This is a genomic window from Verrucomicrobium spinosum DSM 4136 = JCM 18804, assembly GCF_000172155.1.
Classification (GTDB): Bacteria; Verrucomicrobiota; Verrucomicrobiia; order Verrucomicrobiales; family Verrucomicrobiaceae; genus Verrucomicrobium; species Verrucomicrobium spinosum.
In genome coordinates, this window is record NZ_ABIZ01000001.1 from 7061386 (window position 1) to 7080763 (window position 19378).

Here is a 19378-nt window from a genome sequence, read left to right on the forward strand (position 1 = left end):
CTCAGATTGCGCAGCCCCTCGAATGGCTCATTTCGCGACCACTGACGTGATGCTAAGTCGCAGCGACCTGCGAGATGCGAGCTGAATCATCCCGTCGCGCGAGCCATGCTCCGCTTTTCATCATGGTCTGATTTGCCCTGAACTGTCTGTTCTGCCCCCCCAAAAAAAAACCAAAATGCCCCTCCCAGAAGACTCAAACACCCCGACGTACTACCACGGCACTCGCGCCGACTTGCGACCTGGCGACCTCATCGCGCCCGGCTTCAACTCCAACTACGGCAGCAGGAGAAAGGCGAGCTTCGTCTATTTCACCGCCACCCTGGACGCCGCCACCTGGGGAGCTGAACTGGCCGTGGGCGAAGGACCCGGCAGGATCTACATCGTGGAACCCACCGGCCCTTTTGAAGATGACCCAAACCTGACCGACAAAAAATTTCCCGGCAATCCCACCAAGTCCTATCGCACTCGTGAACCTCTACGCGTCACCGGCGAAATCACAGACTGGCAGGGCCATCCTCCCGAAGTCTTGCAGAAGATGAAGGACCATCTTGAGAAGCTCAAGCTGGCCGGGATTGAAGCGATTGAGGAGTAACTGGCAATCCAAGTCACCCCATGGCCAGATGATTCATGTTAGCACCTGAACCCATCGCCAGCCTCAGTCCGAAGTTGATCCCTCATCGGGAAGCAGATGTCTCGAGTGCTTGATTCTCCCGCGCCTCGCGGCCCTGAAGTACCCCTTGGGCACTTGGCAGCACTCCCCCGGGAGACATCGCATACAGGGAAGTTAGTGCCTCCTCACGTCGACAACTACGACCGACTTTGGCGGTCGCACGGCAGAAGGAGTCCTCAAACACCTTCTGTATCCGCACACCCCGATGGCTCTCGCCACAACTCCCACCCACTGGCATTTGATCACCAACCACCCAGCGCCCCTGTAGTTGTCGCCGTGAGGAGAACAGACCAAATGGCGCGCATTTGGGGTGGATGCCAAGGAACCACCTTGAGGCGGCCGCCCCAGATCAAAGCTGATCCCCAGCGGGGATCTCTAACACAGCCCAGTGGTTGGACGAGCCTCAAGCGAGTCAACCCTGGGTACCTCCGCAGAGGATGATCAGGTGGGAAGGCCGACCGCATCTGCTTTCTCCCCACCGCCATCAACACCCCCACGTCAGTCGGACCTGATGTCATGCGCTGACTGACATTCGCGGCAAGATGCCGCAAACAGCACGCAGGATGCGTGCGCTCCCCGAGCTTCCCAGGCACGGGCCATCTGAAGCCTGTCAGTCTATGCTTCACCACCCCAGGTTCCTTGGCAGGCACTACCTGAAGCGTCTGCAAGCTTTGCTCTCTCGCCTACGTCACCAAGTTTCGACAGACCCTGGGCGTCACGAGCAGGAGGCGGAAAGGACACTACTTCCCAAGATCACTGCTCCGATTTCAATCGGCCATCGACGCTGAAAGGGATCTTGTAGCACTGCGCCGTTGAACTCCTCTCCCGGAGGTGTCAGTCGCTTCGCTCCTTCATCCACCGGCCGATGGCCGGGATGCCTCTGGGATGCCTCTGGGATGCCTCCGGGCTCCGAATGCACCTGAACCCAATATCGTTCCCTCCCCACCACCACACCCCCAACATCTTGACGCACTGACGCACTGACGCACTGCCTACTGGCTTGCCGGCTACCGCCCTTCCAGCACCCTCGCCAGTTTCCTCGCACCCTCCCGGATCAAATCCGGCCGGTAGCCACCGAAGCCCAGCAGCAGCCCGTTCACATTCTTGCGCCGGATCTGGAACATGGAGAGCGTCATGCACCGCACCCCCTGCCGTGCCGCCGCCTCTGCGACCGCATGGTCATTCATCTCGGGCGGCAAATGCCCCGCCGTCTGCATGCCGGCATGAATCGGGGCGATCTCGATCAGACCCGCCAGAGGCCCTGTCGCCGCCATTTCCATCAGCGTGCCCAACCTTTCCGCATACGCCTCCCGCATCCGGCGGATGTGCTGGCCGAAGTGGCCCTCCGTGATGAAATCACACAACACGGCCTGATCCAGCAATGGCGGGAAACGATCACTCAGCGAGCGAGCCACGGCAAACGGCTCCACCAGCCGCGGCGGCAGCACCACATAGCCCAGTCGCAGGTTAGGAAACAACATCTTGTTGAAACTCCCCGCGAAGATCACGCACCCGCTGCCGTCCAGCCCCTGCATGGAGGGCAGCGGCCGCCCCTGATAGCGGTACTCGCTATCATAGTCGTCCTCAAAGATCCATGCCCCCGCCTCCTGCGCCCACTGCAGCAGGGCCAGGCGACGTTCCAGGCTCAGACTCGTGCCCAGAGGAAACTCATGCGCCGGCGTCACATAGGCCAGCTTGGCATCGGCGGCCAGCTTCCGCCCTTGGGCCACGTCCAGTCCATCCTCATCGACGGGGATGGCCACCAGCCGCGCCCCCACGGACCGAAAGGCACCCACCGCCCCGATGTACCCCGGGTCCTCCATCCATACCTTGTCGCCAGGGTCCAGCACCAGCCGCGCCGTAAGATCGAGCGTCTGCTGGGTTCCGGAAACAATCACCACCTGATCCGCCGTGCAGTGCACCGCCCGGGCAGATCCCAAATAGGCTGCCACCGCCTCCCGGAGCGGCCGGTACCCGTGGGCCTCCGCCACGCCCAGTTGCAGGCCGGAGGCCCGTCGCAGCCGACGCCCTGCCAGCCGGCTCCACAAGGTGGTGGGAAAGAGATCCAGCGCCGGCTGGTTGGGCTCAAACGCCACCCCCGTAGGAGCCACCCCGCGAAGAGGAAACAGGGGGCGCAGTGTCTGGGACCATGCAGAAAGTCTGGCCCGTGAAGGCGTCACACTCGCCGGTGTCGCCTGCAACGAGGGAGCCGGGGCAAAGAAACGCTCTGGCAGATTGCCCGCCACCCGTGTGCCCGATCCCACCTCACTCTCCACATAGCCCTCGGCCTTGAGCTGCTCAAAGGTGACCAGCACCGTGCCACGCGCCACGCCGTACTGCGTCGCCAGATCCCGGGTGGAAGGCAGCCGCATGCCCGGCTTGAGCCGGCCCTCAGCGATCGCGAGACGAAGCTCCTCGTAGATCCATCGGAATAGGGGCGTCCCCTCCGGGGCCGGGCGCAATGCCAGTTCCTGCAGGGATGCTTTTCTGGCCATGGCGTGGGTGTCTCCGGGAAAAAGTGGTCCAGTTGAAATCGGGTAAATGGACCTTCCGACAAGTCCATTCGCAAGCGAATCTTTCTCCCGTTCGAAACACCAAAATCAAACCAACATCCTTATGAGTGAGATCTCCGACACCCCGGAAGGCAAGCCCCGCATGGCATATCACCTGGCCAGCCCCGACGCTGTGAAGGCCATGTTCGCCCTGTCTGTCGCCGTCCAGAAACTCGGCATCGAGCCCAAACTCCTGGATCTGATCCACCTGCGCGTCTCCCTGATCAATGGTTGCGCCTACTGCATCGACCTCCACAATCGCGAGGCGCTCGCCCGCGGAGAAACCGCCCGCCGCCTGAATCTCCTGCCCGTGTGGCATGAGGTGCCCCACCTCTACACCAGCCGAGAACGCGCCGCCCTGGCCTGGACCGAGGCCGTGACCCTCATTTCCCAAACGCATGTGCCCGATGACGTGTATGCCCACGCCCGCACCGAGTTCTCGGAAACCGAGCTGACCAACCTCAACCTCGCCGTCGTCGCCATCAACGGCTGGAACCGATTCGCCATCAGCTTCCGAAAAATGCCCGAAGAACTTAAATAATACCCTCGAACCCAACATTCCACATTCCACATTCCACATTCCACATTCCACATTCCACATTCCACATTCCACATTCCACATTCCACATTCCACATTCCACATTCCACATTCCACATTCCACATTCCACATTCCACATTCCACATTCCACATTCATAATTCATAATTCATAATTCATAATTCATAATTCATAATTTCTAATTGCATGCCCCTTTCCCGCCGCCAACTCATGACCCTGCTCACCGCTGCTTCCGGCGTGCCCGCCTTCGCAGCAACAGCCTCTGCCGCCACGCACCAGGATGCCGCCCAGACCGGCTCCAAGGTGACTTCCCTCCTCACCCGCGCCCTCGCCGGACATCCTGAAAGCGATGTCAACATGGTGCTGGTGGAGTACGCCGGAGGAGCCAGCTCCCCGGCCCACCGCCACTCCGGCCCCGTCTTCGTGTATGTGCTGGAGGGTGCCGTGGAGATGCAGATCACCGACGGACCGCTCACCAAGCTCACCAAAGGTGAGACCTACTACGAGCCCCCGGGTGGCGTGCATCTGGTCTCCCGCAACGCCAGCACCACCGAGCCCGCCAAGCTGCTCGCCTTCGTGATCGGCCCCAAGGGTGAAGCCCCGACCGGGCCGGTGGACAAACACTGACCCCGCCCGTTCAAGCCTCACCCCGGCATGTGTTATGACATATTCAACCCCGGTGAACAAAAGTCGGAATAAAAGCGGCGGCCGACCCGTCACAAAGGCAGATCACCGGACATGCAGTCATTGAAAGGCTGGAGTGAACCCCCTTGCTTCTGCCAATCAGAAAACCCTCAATCCCTCCCTCTCCATGAACCCCGATTCCACCGCTCGCATCGTCAGGATCCTCCTGTCCGCCAGTGTGGCCTTGGGCCTCCTCGTGGCGGCAGTTCGTCCGAACCTGGTTTATGGCGGGAACACCCCCTTGAGCACCCCGCTGGCGGCAGGCAAGACGCCGGCGGAGGCCAGTGGGTGGATTCGGTAACCCACAGAAGCGGCGCTGTGAATCCAACCACAGAGGCACAGAGAACACAGAGGGCTGAGATAAGGATAGAGGTAAACGGTGGATTGGTGGCCTCAGAGACGCTTCCTCGAACCTTTCAGTCAAACGTCCCTCCGGCACCTCAAGCCCCCGGGATCCACTCAAATCCACCACGCCCAACACCTGGCGGCGCAGCCGCTTTGGGACTGCGGTGAGCATCACCGCTTTCGGGACGGCTTGTGAGGTTCGATCCCCCTACCAGCAGCAGCGGAGCCCATTCCTCCGCTCCCGCCACATCTTAGTCAGCCCGACACAGGACTCCCCAAAGCGGCAATGCTTGCCGCACTCCCAAAATCCCGCAAGCGGGATCAGGTGGAGGATGCCGACAGGGCTTACACCTACAAGCGGCCTGCGAAATCCGTGGGCTGTGGGACTGCCGTTCCCGGAAACTTCGCGTCGGAACAGCACGCATGCTGCGCCCCCCACACGTCCTCCTCTCTCCAGCGAAGCGCCTCAACCAGGCGCAGCCGTCTCAACCAGCAACGCGTCTCAACGTGCCGCTTGCGGCACATCTCAACTTCCCGCTCTCCCTACGCCCCCTCCGTGCTGCCGTGCCACACCCGCTGCAGGCGCTCGATCCTCAGCGCCTTGCCCGTCGTCGCATCCACATCCACCACCGCGCCACACAGTTTCACCTGACCGCGAGCCACATGACCCTTGCTGGGCAGCAGCTTCGTGAACCGCTCAATCGCGGTCTGCACTTCCATGCCGATGCACGAGTCCACAGGGCCACACATGCCCGCATCGCAGAGAAATGCAGTGCCATTGGGCAGCACCCGCTCATCCGCCGTCTGCACATGCGTATGGGTGCCCACCACCGCGGAGACCCTGCCATCCAGATACCAGCCCAGCGCCACTTTCTCGCTCGTGGTCTCGGAGTGCATGTCCACAAAGATGACCGGCGTCTCCTTGCGCATCTCTGCCACCACCTCGTCCATGACGGTGAAGGGGTTCTCCAGCAGCATTTTCATAAACGTGCGCCCCTGCACGTTGATCACGCCCACCTTGCCCTTCTTCGTCTCCAGCACCAGCGATCCCTCCCCAGGCGTGCCCGCGGGGTAGTTCACCGGCCGGAGGAGGCGCGGCTCTTCTGAAAAATAAGGCACGATCTCCTTCTGGTCCCACACATGGTCGCCGGTGGTGATGACGGCCGCCCCGGCACGCATGAGCCCGATGGCGATCTTCGGAGTGATGCCACGACCGCCAGCGCTGTTCTCGCCGTTCACAATCGCAAAATCGATCTGCAACTCCTCCTTCAGCCGCGGCAGCATTTCACCCACGGCCTTCCGCCCTGGATCACCCATCACGTCACCTAAAAAAAGGATGCGAATCGTCTGGTCAGAAGGGGCGTCTGTCATGCAGTACGTATTTGAGGATGAATTGTCCATGAATCAAGTCTAGGCTGCCAGCATGTTGGACGGACCCTGCAGACCATGGATGACCGGAGTTGCCCTCCTGATGGGCCTCAACTGTGGCGTGATGGGGCAGGATTCCCCAGCCCCCACTGCGGCTCCCACGCCCGCAGAGGCCCCGGCAGCGGGCCCCTTGGCGGCAGACTCCCCTTCCGCCCCGCTCACCCCGGCCCCGCCAATCCTGGCCAAACCGAAGCTCAGCCCGCTGGCAACTCCGCCGAAATGGGACGAGCTAAAGGCCTACGATGGCGTGCTTACCCGCGCCCAATTCGAGAAAGCCATCTCCCATGTCTATGGCAATGGCTCCAACTTCCCGCCTCCGTGGAAGCTGGACGACCAAGGCGTCATCGTGGACACCACGCCCGGCAAGCTGCCGGTGCGCATTGCTTTTCGTCCCGCCACGGTCGAGGCCAAGCAGGTCACCCACTACTGGCGCGCCGCCAAGGACCTGCGTCCACTTGAGCCCGGTCAGCCCCCGTTGAAGGGAGTGCACATCGCTCTGGACCCCGGCCACATCGGTGGCGGCTATGCCCGCCTGGAGGAGCGCTGGCTGAGCATGAATCCGGGTGAGGAAATCATGGAGGGCCGCATCGTCCTCCAGGTGGCCCAGCTCCTTAAGCCGCGTCTGGAGGCCCTCGGTGCCCGCGTCAGCATGGTACGCGAGTCGGAGACCCCCCTCACCAAGGACACCCCGGACAGCCTCCGGGATGAGGCTCTCAAAGTCCTGCATGAGGCTGGCATCGCCAGCCCCAAGGACACCTACACCGCCCCCCGCGACGAGGCCCGCATCCTCAGTGTGCAGTGGCAGGCGGAAAAGCTCTTCTACCGCGTGAGTGAGATCCACGCCCGCGCCCGCCGGGTGAACGAGGAACTGCGGCCCGACCTGGTGCTCTGCCTGCACCTGAATGCCGAGCCCTGGGGCGATCCCAAGCAACCCTCTTTCGTGAATGCCAACCACTTCCACCTGCTCATCAACGGCTGCTACAGCCCGGATGAATTGCAGTACGAGGACGTGCGCTTTGAGATGCTGCGCCGGCTTTTCTCCCGCACGGAGGAGCAGGAAATGGCCATGGCAGCGCCAGTCGCCGCCGCCATGGCCGCTGCCACCGGACTGCCACCCTACCTCTACACCACCGCAAATGCCCGCCGGGTGTCAGGAAGCCCCTTCGTGTATGCACGGAACCTGCTGGCAAACAGGATGTATGAATGCCCGGTCCTCTACTTTGAGCCCTACGTCATGAATCACGGGGAAACCTACCGCCGTCTCCTGCTGGGACACTATCTGGGGCGCACGCTCCTGGATGGCAAGCTGGTCACCAGCCCGATGGAGGACTATGTCCGCGGGGTGGAGCGGGGCCTGGTGGAATACTTCACCCAAGCACGGAAAGGAGGCGCCTGATCATGCGCTGCCTCGTCGTAGGATGTGGTTACTCGGGTGAGAAGCTGGCAGACCTCCTGCATGAAGCAGGACACGAGGTCACCGGGCTCACCCACTCGCCCGAATCGGCGGAGAGGCTCACTGCCTCCAAGCCGTACCCGGTGCTCGCTGCGGACGTCAGCGAGGAAGCCAGCCTCGCCAGCGTGGCGGCCACCCTGTCCGGCCCGCCGGATGCGGTCATCCATTGCGCTTCCTCGAACCGGGGTGGTGCCGAGATGTACCGCAAGGTGTACCTGGAGGGCTGCACCCATCTCACCGCCCTCTTCCCCCAGGCCCATCTCCTTTTCACCAGCAGCACCAGCGTTTACCCCCAGGTGGACGGCTCTCTGGTGGACGAGACCAGCCCTGCCGAGCCAGAGCGCGAGACCGGCCGCATCCTCCGCCAGACCGAGGAACTCGTCCTCTCCCACGGCGGCACCGTCACCCGTCTGGCAGGCATCTACGGGCCCAACCGCTCGTTTGTGCTCAAGAATTTCCTCGAAGGCAAAGCCTCCATTGAAGGTGCCGAAGGCCAGGGGCGCGTGCTCAACCAGATCCATCGCGATGATGTGGCCCGGGCCATCATGCACCTGGTGCTGGGCGGACACCGCGGCGTGTTCAACGTGGTGGACGATGCCCCCATGACCCAGCGAGAGTGTTTCAAGCACCTGGCCGCCCGTTTCGCCCGCTCTCTCCCACCCGTGGCCCCGCCCAACAACGAGCGGAAACGCGCCTGGACCAACAAGCGTGTCGCCAACGCCGCCCTTCACGCCACCGGATTCACGCTCACCTATCCCAGTTATTTCGACGCACTGGACCACGACGCCGCCCTGGTGCCATCCATCCTCACCGAGCTGGGCCTGCCCGTCACCAGTACCCGCCGCGGGCGCAACATCATCATCGTGGGCCTCATGGGTTCAGGGAAATCAACCGTGGGCCGCATGGCCGCCCACAGTCTCGGGTTTGGGTTTGTGGACACGGACCAGATCATCATCGAAAAGGCCCGCAAGACCATCCCGGACATCTTCGCGGCGGAAGGCGAGGCCGGGTTCCGTTACCGCGAGACGGAGGCACTCAAGTCCCTCCTGGGCAAAGAAGGTCTCGTCATCGCCACCGGCGGCGGCATCGTCACCCAGCCGGCCAATCTGCCCATCCTCAAGCAACTGGGCTACGTCGTCTGGCTGAATGCGGATCCCAACACGCTGTACCAGCGCACCGTCCACAGCAACGACCGCCCCCTGCTGCGCAATCACGACCCTGCCGCCACCCTGCGCCATCTGTATGAGACCCGCCGTCCCATGTACCAGAAGGCCTGCGATCTTCAGATCGGCACCGACGACCTGACTGCCCAAGACGTGGCCTATGGCCTGGCCGAAAGTGTGCGCGTGTATTTTAGATAGTAGGGGTTAGGAGTTAAGGGTTAGACGTTATGAGGGATCTGGCCGAACCTCCCTTCAGCCTCAGAATGCCCCGCCTCATAACTTCTAACTTCTAACTTCTAACCCTTAACTCTCCCCCCCATGCCCCCTGCCGTTCTCAAGTCAGAACTTCAGGAGCTGTCTCGCGAGCTCGGGTTCTCGGACTGCCGGGTCGCCCTCGCCCTGCCGGCAGCGCATCGGGAGCTGTATGAGCAGTGGGTGGCCGATGGCAAATATGGCGACATGGCCTGGATGGCCCGCAATGTGGAGCGGCGCATGGACCCCCGCCTGGTACTACCGGGGGCAAAGTCCATCGTCGTCTTTGCGCTGAACTACTTCCAAGGCCCCGGCCCCCAGCCCGGCCAGTTGGAAGGCCGCATTGCGCGCTACGCGTGGAACAACGACTATCACGACCTCATCGACAAGATGCTCAAGGCCGTGAACAGCTTCCTGGAAAGCCGCGGCGGCACCCAGCGCTTCTACGTGGACACTGGGCCGGTATTGGAACGCGACTTTGCCAGTGAGTCAGGACTCGGCTGGGGCGGGAAGAGCACCATGCAGATCCACCGCTCCCTCGGCACCTGGTTCTTCCTGGCGGAGATCCTCACCACCCTGGAGCTGGAGCCAGATTCTCCCGCTCACGATCTCTGTGGCAAGTGCACCCGCTGCATCACCGCCTGCCCCACCCAGGCCATCACCGCCCCGCGCCGCATGGACGCCCGTCGGTGCATCTCCTACCTCACGATCGAGAGCAAGAGCCCCATCCCGCTCGAGTTCCGCCGCGCCATCGGTGACCGCCTCTACGGTTGCGATGAGTGCCTCACCGCCTGCCCGTGGAACCGCTTTGCCCAGACCTCCCACGAAGCCTGGTTCCAGGCCCGCGAGTCCGTGTTCGGCATGCACCTCCGCGACATGCTGACCCTTGATGACGACGCCTTCCGCGCCCTCTTCGCCAAGTCTCCCATCAAGCGCATCAAGCGCCCCGCCTTCCTCCGCAACGTCTGCGTGGTTTTAGGAAACATCGGCACCGCCGAAGACCTCCCCTCGCTGGAGTGCGCCGCCCATGACGAGCACCCGCTGATTTCCGAGCACGCGCAGTGGGCGCTGGAGGAGATCCGGTTGAGAATGAAGGATGGCATGAGCCCTCCAACAGCAATGGCGAGTCTCTGAGCCATTAGTTGCCTCCTGCAAGCATCGGACCGCCAGACGGTTGTCGAGACCAGTGCTTGGACCTGAAATCGCCTTTGCTACCGATCAACCCACCTTTGCGACCGTGCGGCCCCCAGATTTTGCCTTTTGCACGCAATGCATTGCACTCTTGGGCACCGTCAATGAGATGGCTGCGGATGCCTGAATACTCGAAATGAGTAATTTACATCTGACACATCTTGTAATTCTCCCGCAAAAGTAGTAGCATCAATGCCTTTTTATGGCTCCATCAATCCCGTTGTTCAGTGTCTTCATGTCTCCAGAGGCAATTGCGCGCAGCGTCGAAGTGCTCGGCTGCGGCTTCATTGGCCAGGGGCCCCAAGTGGAAGCGTTTGAATCGAAATTGAAAGATTGGGTGACGTCGCCACACGTTCTCACGCTCAATTCGGGCACTTCCGCCCTCCACCTCGCGCTCCGCCTGGCGGGGGTTGAGCACGGTGATGAAGTGATCTCGACCGCCATGACCTGCATGGCAACGAACGTTCCCATCCTTGCCAATGGTGCGCGGATCGTGTGGGCGGACATCAATCCCAAGACTGGCAACCTCTGCCCGAAGAGTGTGGCGGAAAAGATCACGCCGAAAACCAAGGCGATCGTTTGCGTGGACTGGGGCGGCTATCCCTGCGACTTTACCGAACTGCGCGCCATCGCGGATCAGCACAAGATCGCCCTCATCGAAGACGCTGCCCACGCCTTTGGCGCCACTTACAAGAACCAGAAGATGGCGGCACTCCCTGACTTTACCACTTTCTCCTTCCAGGCGATCAAACACGTCACGACCGTGGATGGTGGAGCCCTCATCTGCCGGTCGGAAGAGGACTACAAACGGGGCAAGCTTTTGAGGTGGTACGGAATCGACCGCGACGTCCCCCGGAAGGACTTCCGCTGCGAAGAGGATGTCCTTGAATTCGGCTACAAATTCCACATGAACGACGTGGCCGCGAGCATCGGTGTTGCCCAGCTCGACCACGCAGCCCGCATCGTGGGTGCCCACCAGAAGAACGGCGAAACGTACCGGGCGGCTTTCGCCGGGCGCGAAGAGAGAGGACTGGAGTTGCTGGACTACAAGGACGACCGCAAATCTGCCTTCTGGCTCTTCACCATGCTGGTGGACAATCGCGAGGAGTTCATGAAGTTCATGGCGGAGCGCGGCATCACCGTCTCCCAGGTTCATGCCAGGAACGACCGCCACACTGTATTCCGCGATTTCCAGACGGAGCTCCCCGGCGTCGATGCCTTCTCCACCCGCCAGGTCAACCTCCCCGTGGGGTGGTGGCTCAAGGAGGATCAGGTCCAGCACATCATCAGCACGGTGGACGAGTTCTTTCCTAAATCCCGATGAACGACGTCCGTATTGAGGAAATGGCGTCCCTGGCTGACGCCCTGGCGGTAGCGCGGATCCGCAATGACTGCCGGGAGTGGTTGACCAACTTCACCGGCCACATCAGCCCCCTCACTCAGGCGCGCTGGTGGAAGAGGAAATACTCCCGGCAGGCCCCAAAGCACTACTTCGTCTGGCTGGCCAGAACTCCGGAGGGCCTCCCCTGTGCCTACACCGCCCTGGCTTACGAGCCGGAGGGGGGCCTTCTCACCGTGTGCGTGTCCCCCGAGTTTCGCCGTCAGGGGCTCGGCGTGGATTTGCTCAACTTCCTCAGGCGTCAGGACTGGCCGCCGCAGGTGCCGCGCAAGCTGGTGGCCGTGGTCCGCAACGACAACGAGAGATCCTTGAATCTGCACAAGAAGTTGGGATTTCAGTTTACCGGGAACGACTCTCCCACACTTATGCGTTTTGAACTGGGTCTCGACGCCGCCTGACCTGCCGCTGCCAGATGAACATCCATCAGTACTTCGATGCCGTGGGCGAGGATGATCTCACGATCATTTCGGTCTCCTTTCGTTCCGCTTCCCTTCTGCGACAAAATCTGGCGTTGACCCGGAAGCTCAATCCGGACACGCGGGTTCACTGGATGGTGGTGCAAAACACGCCCGCCCCGGACAACGCATCAGACCTTCAGGAAGACGACCCGGACTTCTATGTCATTCCCGGCCCTCGCATCACGAAACGCGAGAAGTCGAACGTCGGCTACGGATCCTTTCACCACGGCAAGGCGCTCAACATGGCCCTGTCCTACGCCATCACCAGCCACATCCTCCTGCTCGATCCCGATTGCTTCATCGTAAAGGACCAATGGATCCGTGAGGTTCCCGCGCTGATGAGGCGCAAGCAATTCTGCTTCTGGGGCACCCCCTATCACCCCGAGCGGTTGAATGCGTACAATGTCTTTGGTCGGACCTACATGTATTTCCCCACGGCGATTTGCATGTTCATCGACCGCGCAAGGCTTCAGAAGAACCTGCACTTCGGCCTGGATTTCACTCCACCTGTGCGGGGCAAGATCAATTCCTTCACGTACCGGGACCGCATCCTGAACGCCGCCAAGAGCCACCGCTCATCCGTTGGCAAAGCCATTGCCATCGCGCGAGAAGCAGGCATCCGGGGGCTTGTTGACGTGTTCCGGCTTACCAATCTCAAATGGGCTTGGGACAAGCGCCCAGACATTGGCCACCTCGTGTACGAGCAGTATCACAAGAAGGTCAAAGTCGGGTACACTGCCATGCACTACTCGCGCCCGTTCCCCGCCTGGTTCAAGCTGCTCAAGGCTCTGGTTCCCCAGCACTGCACCGCCTACCCCAAGCGCAACCACTACTGGACCAAGCAAACGTTCGCCATGCTCCCTCCTGAAGTTCACGAGCGTTGGGAACAGTTCTTCATCCGGGATGAACCCTTTGCCTTCCACCTCGGCAAGGTCACTTACAATCCGCACAAATCGGATGCAGCTCTCCTCGCCGAGGTCTTGAGCAAACAATTCGGTCTCGAATTTGAAGTCGCGAGCGAGCCACAGGCCAAAAAGCTTGAGTTGTCTAAGGTCGGGTGAGCAAGTCCGCTGTAGCGCGGGAAGCTCCCGCCGATGTCGGATGGCGTGACGGAGAGACGTAACGCCATCTCCGTCGCTCTTGCCTCCACCGTACTCTGCGAGCGCACTTCAGGCATAGTCCGGTTGCCTCAACCGGCCCAGTCACCGCAGGGACGTACGTCCCAAGCGCCGATCCTCATCTTCCGCAGTCGGCACACCTCGGCCCTGCACCTTACAGCACGGGGGACATGAGATTCACGGTCAGCCAATCTGCGGCCCGAAGTTGATCCCAGAATGGGATCTGTAACACAGCCGAATGTTGCCCAGCCTCAAGCGAGTCTACCTTGGGGTCTTGCCGCGACCAAAGGTCAGGTGTGGAGGCCGACAGCGTTTGCTCAAAGGTGCGCCCCAAAAAGAATCCATCTCGGACGCAACAGGCGCACTCTCCAACGGTCTGCCTCCATCGCCATCCACTTCCTGCATTCACGGACTACGACACATTCACCTTCTCCCTGCTTCTGCAGTTTCATCTTCACAGTCCCTTTGATTCATCATAGAGTTCTTGCACCATGAGAATGGCCCTGGCAATCATGTTCCTCTTCCCCTTCGCATTCATCCCTTGCGAAGCCCAGCAAAAGCCGGAGGCGAAGTATACTCTGGAGAAGATGCTGGATGCCCCTCGGATTCGCCGCATTCAGATCGAAGAGAGTTCCTTCACTGAGACATGGTACCTGCTTTCCTTCATTATGAGCGAAGATATCGCATCCAAGGATCATGTCGCTGGTGCATTGCAGATTGCATCCGAACTTCGATTCCTGAGCTCGACCAACCGGGATGGAAAAAAGAAGATGCCGGAGAAGGATGGTTCAGCCCGCTCCATCTTCCAAACCTTCGCCAACCAGTGGGAAGTCCTTATCCTGATTGATGGCAACACGGTCTACATCGTCGATGAAGGGGACGAAAAGAGATTCAAACACAGCGTGCTATTCGAAGGGAAATCGAGCGGAAGTAGCTGTCGCATATCCAGACTGGCGGGAGATTGAGGTCTGAAACTGACCCGTATTGATGAGCACCGGGCAGACATCGTCTGCGGGGCTAACACATTCCTTATCGGAGCAGTGTGTTTGGGAAGTGGAATACGCCAGCGTCCTGCACGTGGAGGACCCGAGTCTGTCGAAGCTTGGCGATACGGTGAGAAGACGAAGCTTGCAGACGCTTCAGCGAGTGCCTGCCAAGGAATCTATGTCGTGAAGCACAGACTGACAGGCCTCAAATGGCCCGAGCTTCCCAGGCACAGGCCATTTTGAGAAACGGGCACGACAAAGCATTGGCACTTCTTGTTCGACCAGTAGATTCAGCCTCCCTGCCCTTCCCATGATCGCCACCTACGTCCTGGTTGACTATGAAAACGCCCAGCCAGCCCGAATCCCCGAGCTGGCGAAGGCCCGGCACAAGGTCCTTGTCTTCCTGAAAGGGAATCAAGACACCGTATCGCTGGAACTGGCAACCGCCCTCCAAAGGCTTGGGGCGAATGGCGAGTACGTACGCGCCCCAGGGGAAGGGCAACTGGCACTCGATCTTCACATCGCCTACTACTTGGGCAAGCTCACGTGCGACAACCCTCATGCCCGTATCCATGTCGTCTCCAACGATTCGCGGTTCGATCCTCTGATCGAGCACCTCAGGAACAACCATCAAGCTGCCGTATCTCGCAGTGACAGTCTCGATGCCGTAGTCGCGGCACAGACTCTCATCCCTCCCCCGCTTGAACGGCTCCTCGAATCAGCCGAACTTTGGTTGAGCAATCAACCGCATCACGGACCTCGCACCCATGCCAAGCTGCACAACAGCCTGAAATCCTTTCTGCCCAAGTCCGTCACCAAAGCAGAGCGCCAGCTCATGATCACTGCACTGCGAGAACGAGGGTATTTTTCCACCGAGGGGAACAAACTCGTCTGGCCGGGAGATATTCCCCTTCCAACCCAGCGCCCCAACGCTCCAACCACATGGCAACCGGACGACGAATCTGCTGAACCGCATGACCCGGATGCGGCATCGGATTGGGATGATGACGATATTCCGTTTTGACCGCCGCAAGAGGAAGAAGATTGCTTGAATGAAGAAGATGATCGTGACCGCATTCATGATTGCCACGGCTTCCTGTGTTGCCACCACCCAACACAGCGGTGGAGAACAGGTTCAACTTGACCCTCCAATCAGGGTTCCAGGGGCAGCTGGTCCACATCAGTTGTAACGGCAAGACCCTCTTCAACGAAGAAACTACGACGGACCCGTCCACTGGCCTTTCCAAGTCGCTCTCCATTCATCTTCCTCAGAGAGGATCGATCATCATCAATCTACAGTCACAACAGATTTCAACAAAGTTAAGCTATACAACCAGCAAAGGTCGCCACTTCGGCGTGCGTTTGGAAGAACGCCGCAAGCTTGTAGCGCGTCAGCAGCAGCAGCCTTTTGTGTATGACTAGCAGTGGCAACGAGCAAACAAAAGATGAAAACACAACAAACCGTTGTCAGCATCGCCATCCTTGACTGGTATGATGGCGTTGTCTCCGGCGTGATTCAGACGCAAGAAACATGGGCTCTCGCCGCACTGCTCGCCTTCGAGCCTGACGAGCGACGCAGACTCTACGCTATCATCGAAATTCCAGAAGCGACCGCGCAGGATTGGGTTGCCAACCCACCTGGGACGTTGTCGCTGGCGCAGATCAAACTGGACCCCAAATCCACCTACATCTCCCTCAACGAGCCTGACTTGAATGAAGTCCTTGTTCTCCGATCAGCGACCCAAGACGAGACGGACATGATGTTGGCTGCCAATTTTGTCGACATCGATCACGCAGTCCAACCCGAGGCCATTGCCTATTGGTTGCAAACCTGACCCGCCGTGACCGCGACAGTGACGGGAAACACGAACTGCCTGAAAAGCCCTCCCCGCCAGCACGTATGGTTGCCTCATGCGCGCCACACTTCCTCTTCTCTCCTTCAGCGCACTCTGCGGTCTGATGACGGTTCTGGGTGCCCCCGATGAGAAGCCACCGCTCCCCGACGCCAAGCCCATCCCGCTGGTACAGGTGACGCCGCTGCCAGACTACCAGGCATCGTTCACCTTTCGTGGTCATGAACTGACCCGGTTCCGGTTTGATCCGGCTGCGAAACGTCCTTTCTGGTATCCCGCGCAGACTTCCCTGGCTCCCTCTGTGATTCGCATGGGGCATCCGCATGACCCCATCAGCCACCGTCACCACTACGGCATCTGGATGACGCACAATATCGTCAGCGGCATCAACTTCTGGGATGACGAGCACGGCAAAGGCAAGGGCAGCATTCAGCACCAAAAGGTCCTGGGTTACTGGGATGGCGATGAATCCGCCATGATGATGACCCTGAACCACTGGGTGAGCGAGGAGGACGGAGAGGTTCTGCTCATTGAAAAACGCCACATGGAAGTCCGCCCGGTGCCCGACGCCAGTTCCTGGCTGCTCATTGTGGACAGTGAATTCCTCGCTCCCAATGGGCAAACCACCACCTTTGAAGGCAGCGGCTTCGGCCTCATGAGTGCCCGCATGGCCAGGTCCATCGGTGTGCATGACGGCGGCGGGCGCATCCTCAACTCCGAAGGCCAGGTAAATGAGGAGCAGGTTTTCCGCAAACCCGCCCGCTGGTGCGACTACAGCGGCCGCCTCACGGTGGACGGCTTCGCCGGCATCACCCTGATGAACCATCCGGGCAATCCAAATCATCCAACCGCCTACCATGTGAGGAACGATGGTTGGATGTGCAACGCCCTGTCTCTTGAAAAGCCAGTCGCAGTAGGAGATGCCTCTCCGCTGCACGTGCGCCATGGACTTTGGGTCCATGAGGGCGTCCCAGATCAGCGTCGCTGTGAGTCCGTGTGGGCCGACTTTGTCAAAATGTCGCTCCCGGATATGAACAAGAAGCCCTAAACCTTTGAGATTGCTTGATTCGCGCTTGGCAAGAGGGAGGTGCCACAGGTAGAGTTTTTCTTGATTTGATCCAATAGAATGGCTGGACGGTATAAATTCCTCGAAGAGCTCGGCAAAGGCGGGGCGGGTGCGGTGTTCAAAGCGTATGACACCCAGCTCGATCGCTATGTCGCGATTAAACGTCTCTTCACGAAGGCGGAGATGGAGCAATCCGACGCCGATTCAGGCGGTCTGCGCAAGGAGGCGGGATCGCTCGCCACGCTGCAACACCCAAACATCGTCTCCATCTTCGACCTCAGCAGTGATGACGAGGGCTTTTTCATGGTCATGGAGCTCGTCGAAGGCGAGACCCTGGCCGACTGGATTGCCAACGGGCCGATGAACTTGGGCGATTTCCAGGAACTGGCCTCCCAGACCATGGAGGCCGTGCTGGCCGCCCACAGCCTCAGCCTGCTCCACCGTGACCTTAAACCGGAGAACATCAAGGTACAGCGCCTGCCGGGCGGTCGCATCCAGATCAAGGTGCTGGACTTCGGCCTGGCCCGTCTTTCTTACGGGGCCAAGAAGATGACGGAGGACCAACTGGGCAACATCATGGGGTCCATCTACTACATGGCTCCCGAGCAGTTCCTGCGCAAGCCGCTGGATGGTCGCGCCGATCTGTACGCCCTGGGTTGCGTGTATTATCAGGCACTCTGTGGCCACCGCCCCTACACCGACGCCACCGTTCAGGGGATCATGAACATGCACCTGGAACACCGGGTGCATCCTCTAAAAACGCTGGCTCCACGCCTGCCGGACCCGATCTGTGACTGGGTGATGTGGCTGATCAACCTCGAACCCAATGACCGGCCGGCCAATGCGTCGGAGGCCCTCAGAACCTTGCGGGATCTTGCTTCTGTTGGTTGGTTCAGTGAAACTCCCGTCGCGGTGGCCGAGGCCATTCCCATGGCCGTCCCCATAGGCGGAGGTGCCGTAACCGGGCCACTGCGTGGCTCCACCACGCAGAGCATGGCCCGTCCGCCCACGGGGAGCGTTTCCCAGAGGCTCACTGCGAATGTGCCCAAGCGCACCACCGGCCTGCAACCCCGGCGTCCGGGGGTGAACCCTCCCGGACCAGGTGCCCCAGGTTCGTTCTCCAACGCTCCCACCGTCGTTGCCGCCCGCAAGCCCAAGACGGATGTCGAAGATGCAGGTGGCGGCGTGCCCAAGTGGGTGTATCCGCTGGCCGGTCTCGCTGTCATCGGCCTCATCTGGGGCGTCTGGCCAAAAGGCAAGCCTGAGAATCCGGCCAAGTCCCCGACCAAGGTGCAGTCTGGCTCCACCACCAGCACCCCCTCTGCGCCCGCGCCAGCAGCCACCCTGCCTTCGCGACCCGCAGATTTCATCGCTCCTGGCAGCATTCTCCATTATCGGGCTGGTGAGAAGATGGAGGCCTTCGGTGCGCCTGGAAAGCCCGCTGTCCCGAATTCCCAAATCAAATCCTGGGGAGACCTGCAGTCTCAGAGTGGAGAGGGCCCCATGGAGACTTTTGACGGACAAGCCGCCTACGCCCCCACCCTGGTCTTTGACAAGCCCGCCGGACTGAAGGCTGGCTTGAACGTGCTTCGCTTCGCCACTGGCCAGGGCATGATGCATAGCATGCCCCCAGGGACGCCCCACAGTCGCAACTATCCTTTTGCTGAAGGTGGAGCCAATAAAGGCGTCACCCTCATCATGCTGGTGCGCCCCGCCATCTCCGGCAAAGAAGCCCGGTGCTTCCGCCTCCGTACCGAGGACAACAAGAACTACATCAACGTCCGCGCCTACCACAACAATGAATGGCGCCTGGGGGTTCGTGCGGGCAACACCAGCCGCGAAGCCAAGGTGACCAACCGTAGCACGAAGCAATACAGCCTCGTGGGGGTTACTTGGGACACCGCTGTCAACAAGGCCGTCATCAATGTGAGATCCGAAGACGGCACCAAGGGACGTGCCGAAGTGGATACTCCAAAGGACACGGTAGGGGTGCTCAATGATCTGCGGATTGGAGACTTCACCAATGACACCGCAAACCCGGTGGCTGCGGAGGACAATTTTTCAGGAGATGTCGTGGAGCTGGTCGTGTGGCCTTTCGCCATGGGTTGGGAAGACCGCACCGCCCAGGAGATGAAGTTCATGCAGTATTACTTCGTGAACCCCGGTCCCCGGTATTGAGGGAGCCAGGGGCCCTGTCGCAGT

Annotated in this window: 17 protein-coding genes; 15 read left to right on the top strand and 2 right to left on the bottom strand. The window is 60.4% G+C overall.

Annotated features, from left to right (window positions below; genetic code table 11):
* The first annotated feature begins 175 nt into the window (after positions 1 to 175).
* Positions 176 to 592: an NAD(+)--rifampin ADP-ribosyltransferase gene (gene arr / locus VSP_RS28600; RefSeq protein WP_009965045.1), complete on the top strand. Its 417-nt coding sequence runs from the start codon at positions 176 to 178 to the stop codon at positions 590 to 592.
* Positions 593 to 1677: 1085 nt separating this feature from the next.
* Here the strand turns inward: arr and pdxR are convergent.
* Entirely contained in the window at positions 1678 to 3165 is a 1488-nt protein-coding gene (pdxR, locus tag VSP_RS28605; protein ID WP_009965046.1) for a MocR-like pyridoxine biosynthesis transcription factor PdxR, read from the bottom strand.
* A gap of 121 nt (positions 3166 to 3286) precedes the next feature.
* Here pdxR and VSP_RS28610 point away from each other — a divergent pair, with 121 nt between their 5' ends.
* The 3 genes from VSP_RS28610 (at position 3287) to VSP_RS28620 (ending at position 4765) form a co-directional block, all read left to right on the top strand.
* Positions 3287 to 3763, top strand: a complete 477-nt coding sequence (locus tag VSP_RS28610) for a carboxymuconolactone decarboxylase family protein (RefSeq protein WP_009965047.1) — start codon at positions 3287 to 3289, stop codon at positions 3761 to 3763.
* 203 nt (positions 3764 to 3966) lie between these two features.
* On the top strand, positions 3967 to 4407 hold the full coding sequence (locus VSP_RS28615) for a cupin domain-containing protein (RefSeq protein ID WP_009965048.1): 441 nt from the start codon (positions 3967 to 3969) through the stop codon (positions 4405 to 4407).
* Between the two features lie 184 nt (positions 4408 to 4591).
* A complete protein-coding gene (locus tag VSP_RS28620) occupies positions 4592 to 4765 on the top strand; it encodes a hypothetical protein (protein WP_157211115.1) in 174 nt (57 codons plus the stop codon).
* Between the two features lie 587 nt (positions 4766 to 5352).
* Here the strand turns inward: VSP_RS28620 and VSP_RS28625 are convergent.
* Positions 5353 to 6180 (bottom strand): TIGR00282 family metallophosphoesterase, encoded by an 828-nt coding sequence (locus tag VSP_RS28625; RefSeq protein WP_009965050.1) that lies wholly within the window; start codon positions 6178 to 6180, stop codon positions 5353 to 5355.
* 100 nt (positions 6181 to 6280) lie between these two features.
* On the opposite strand from VSP_RS28625, the gene VSP_RS28630 reads away from it, so the two are divergent.
* The 11 genes from VSP_RS28630 to VSP_RS28690 all read left to right on the top strand — a co-directional run bounded on the left by VSP_RS28630 (position 6281) and on the right by VSP_RS28690 (position 19354).
* Entirely contained in the window at positions 6281 to 7633 is a 1353-nt protein-coding gene (locus tag VSP_RS28630; protein ID WP_198141253.1) for an N-acetylmuramoyl-L-alanine amidase, read from the top strand.
* A 2-nt stretch (positions 7634 to 7635) separates the two neighbouring features.
* Positions 7636 to 9051, top strand: coding sequence for a shikimate kinase (locus VSP_RS41570; protein ID WP_009965053.1), 1416 nt, complete (start codon positions 7636 to 7638; stop codon positions 9049 to 9051).
* Between the two features lie 120 nt (positions 9052 to 9171).
* The gene (gene queG, locus VSP_RS28640) at positions 9172 to 10239 is read left to right on the top strand and encodes a tRNA epoxyqueuosine(34) reductase QueG (RefSeq protein ID WP_009965054.1); all 1068 of its coding nucleotides are present in this window, start codon (positions 9172 to 9174) and stop codon (positions 10237 to 10239) included.
* Between the two features lie 259 nt (positions 10240 to 10498).
* Complete coding sequence (locus VSP_RS28650) at positions 10499 to 11620, top strand: DegT/DnrJ/EryC1/StrS family aminotransferase (RefSeq protein WP_081452780.1); 1122 nt, start codon at positions 10499 to 10501, stop codon at positions 11618 to 11620.
* The gene (locus VSP_RS28655) at positions 11617 to 12093 is read left to right on the top strand and encodes a GNAT family N-acetyltransferase (protein ID WP_009965057.1); all 477 of its coding nucleotides are present in this window, start codon (positions 11617 to 11619) and stop codon (positions 12091 to 12093) included. Before VSP_RS28650 ends, VSP_RS28655 begins: the two co-directional genes overlap by 4 nt.
* 14 nt (positions 12094 to 12107) lie before the next feature.
* Complete coding sequence (locus tag VSP_RS28660; RefSeq protein ID WP_009965059.1) at positions 12108 to 13214, top strand: glycosyltransferase family 2 protein; 1107 nt, start codon at positions 12108 to 12110, stop codon at positions 13212 to 13214.
* A 548-nt stretch (positions 13215 to 13762) separates the two neighbouring features.
* Positions 13763 to 14236, top strand: a complete 474-nt coding sequence (locus VSP_RS28665; RefSeq protein WP_157211116.1) for a hypothetical protein — start codon at positions 13763 to 13765, stop codon at positions 14234 to 14236.
* Positions 14237 to 14567: 331 nt separating this feature from the next.
* A complete protein-coding gene (locus tag VSP_RS40165) occupies positions 14568 to 15281 on the top strand; it encodes a PIN domain-containing protein (RefSeq protein WP_009965061.1) in 714 nt (237 codons plus the stop codon).
* A 421-nt stretch (positions 15282 to 15702) separates the two neighbouring features.
* Entirely contained in the window at positions 15703 to 16092 is a 390-nt protein-coding gene (locus tag VSP_RS28680) for a hypothetical protein (protein WP_029190839.1), read from the top strand.
* A 76-nt stretch (positions 16093 to 16168) separates the two neighbouring features.
* On the top strand, positions 16169 to 17158 hold the full coding sequence (locus tag VSP_RS37830; protein ID WP_009965064.1) for a DUF6807 domain-containing protein: 990 nt from the start codon (positions 16169 to 16171) through the stop codon (positions 17156 to 17158).
* A gap of 78 nt (positions 17159 to 17236) precedes the next feature.
* Positions 17237 to 19354: a serine/threonine protein kinase gene (locus VSP_RS28690; protein ID WP_009965065.1), complete on the top strand. Its 2118-nt coding sequence runs from the start codon at positions 17237 to 17239 to the stop codon at positions 19352 to 19354.
* Positions 19355 to 19378: the final 24 nt, after the last annotated feature.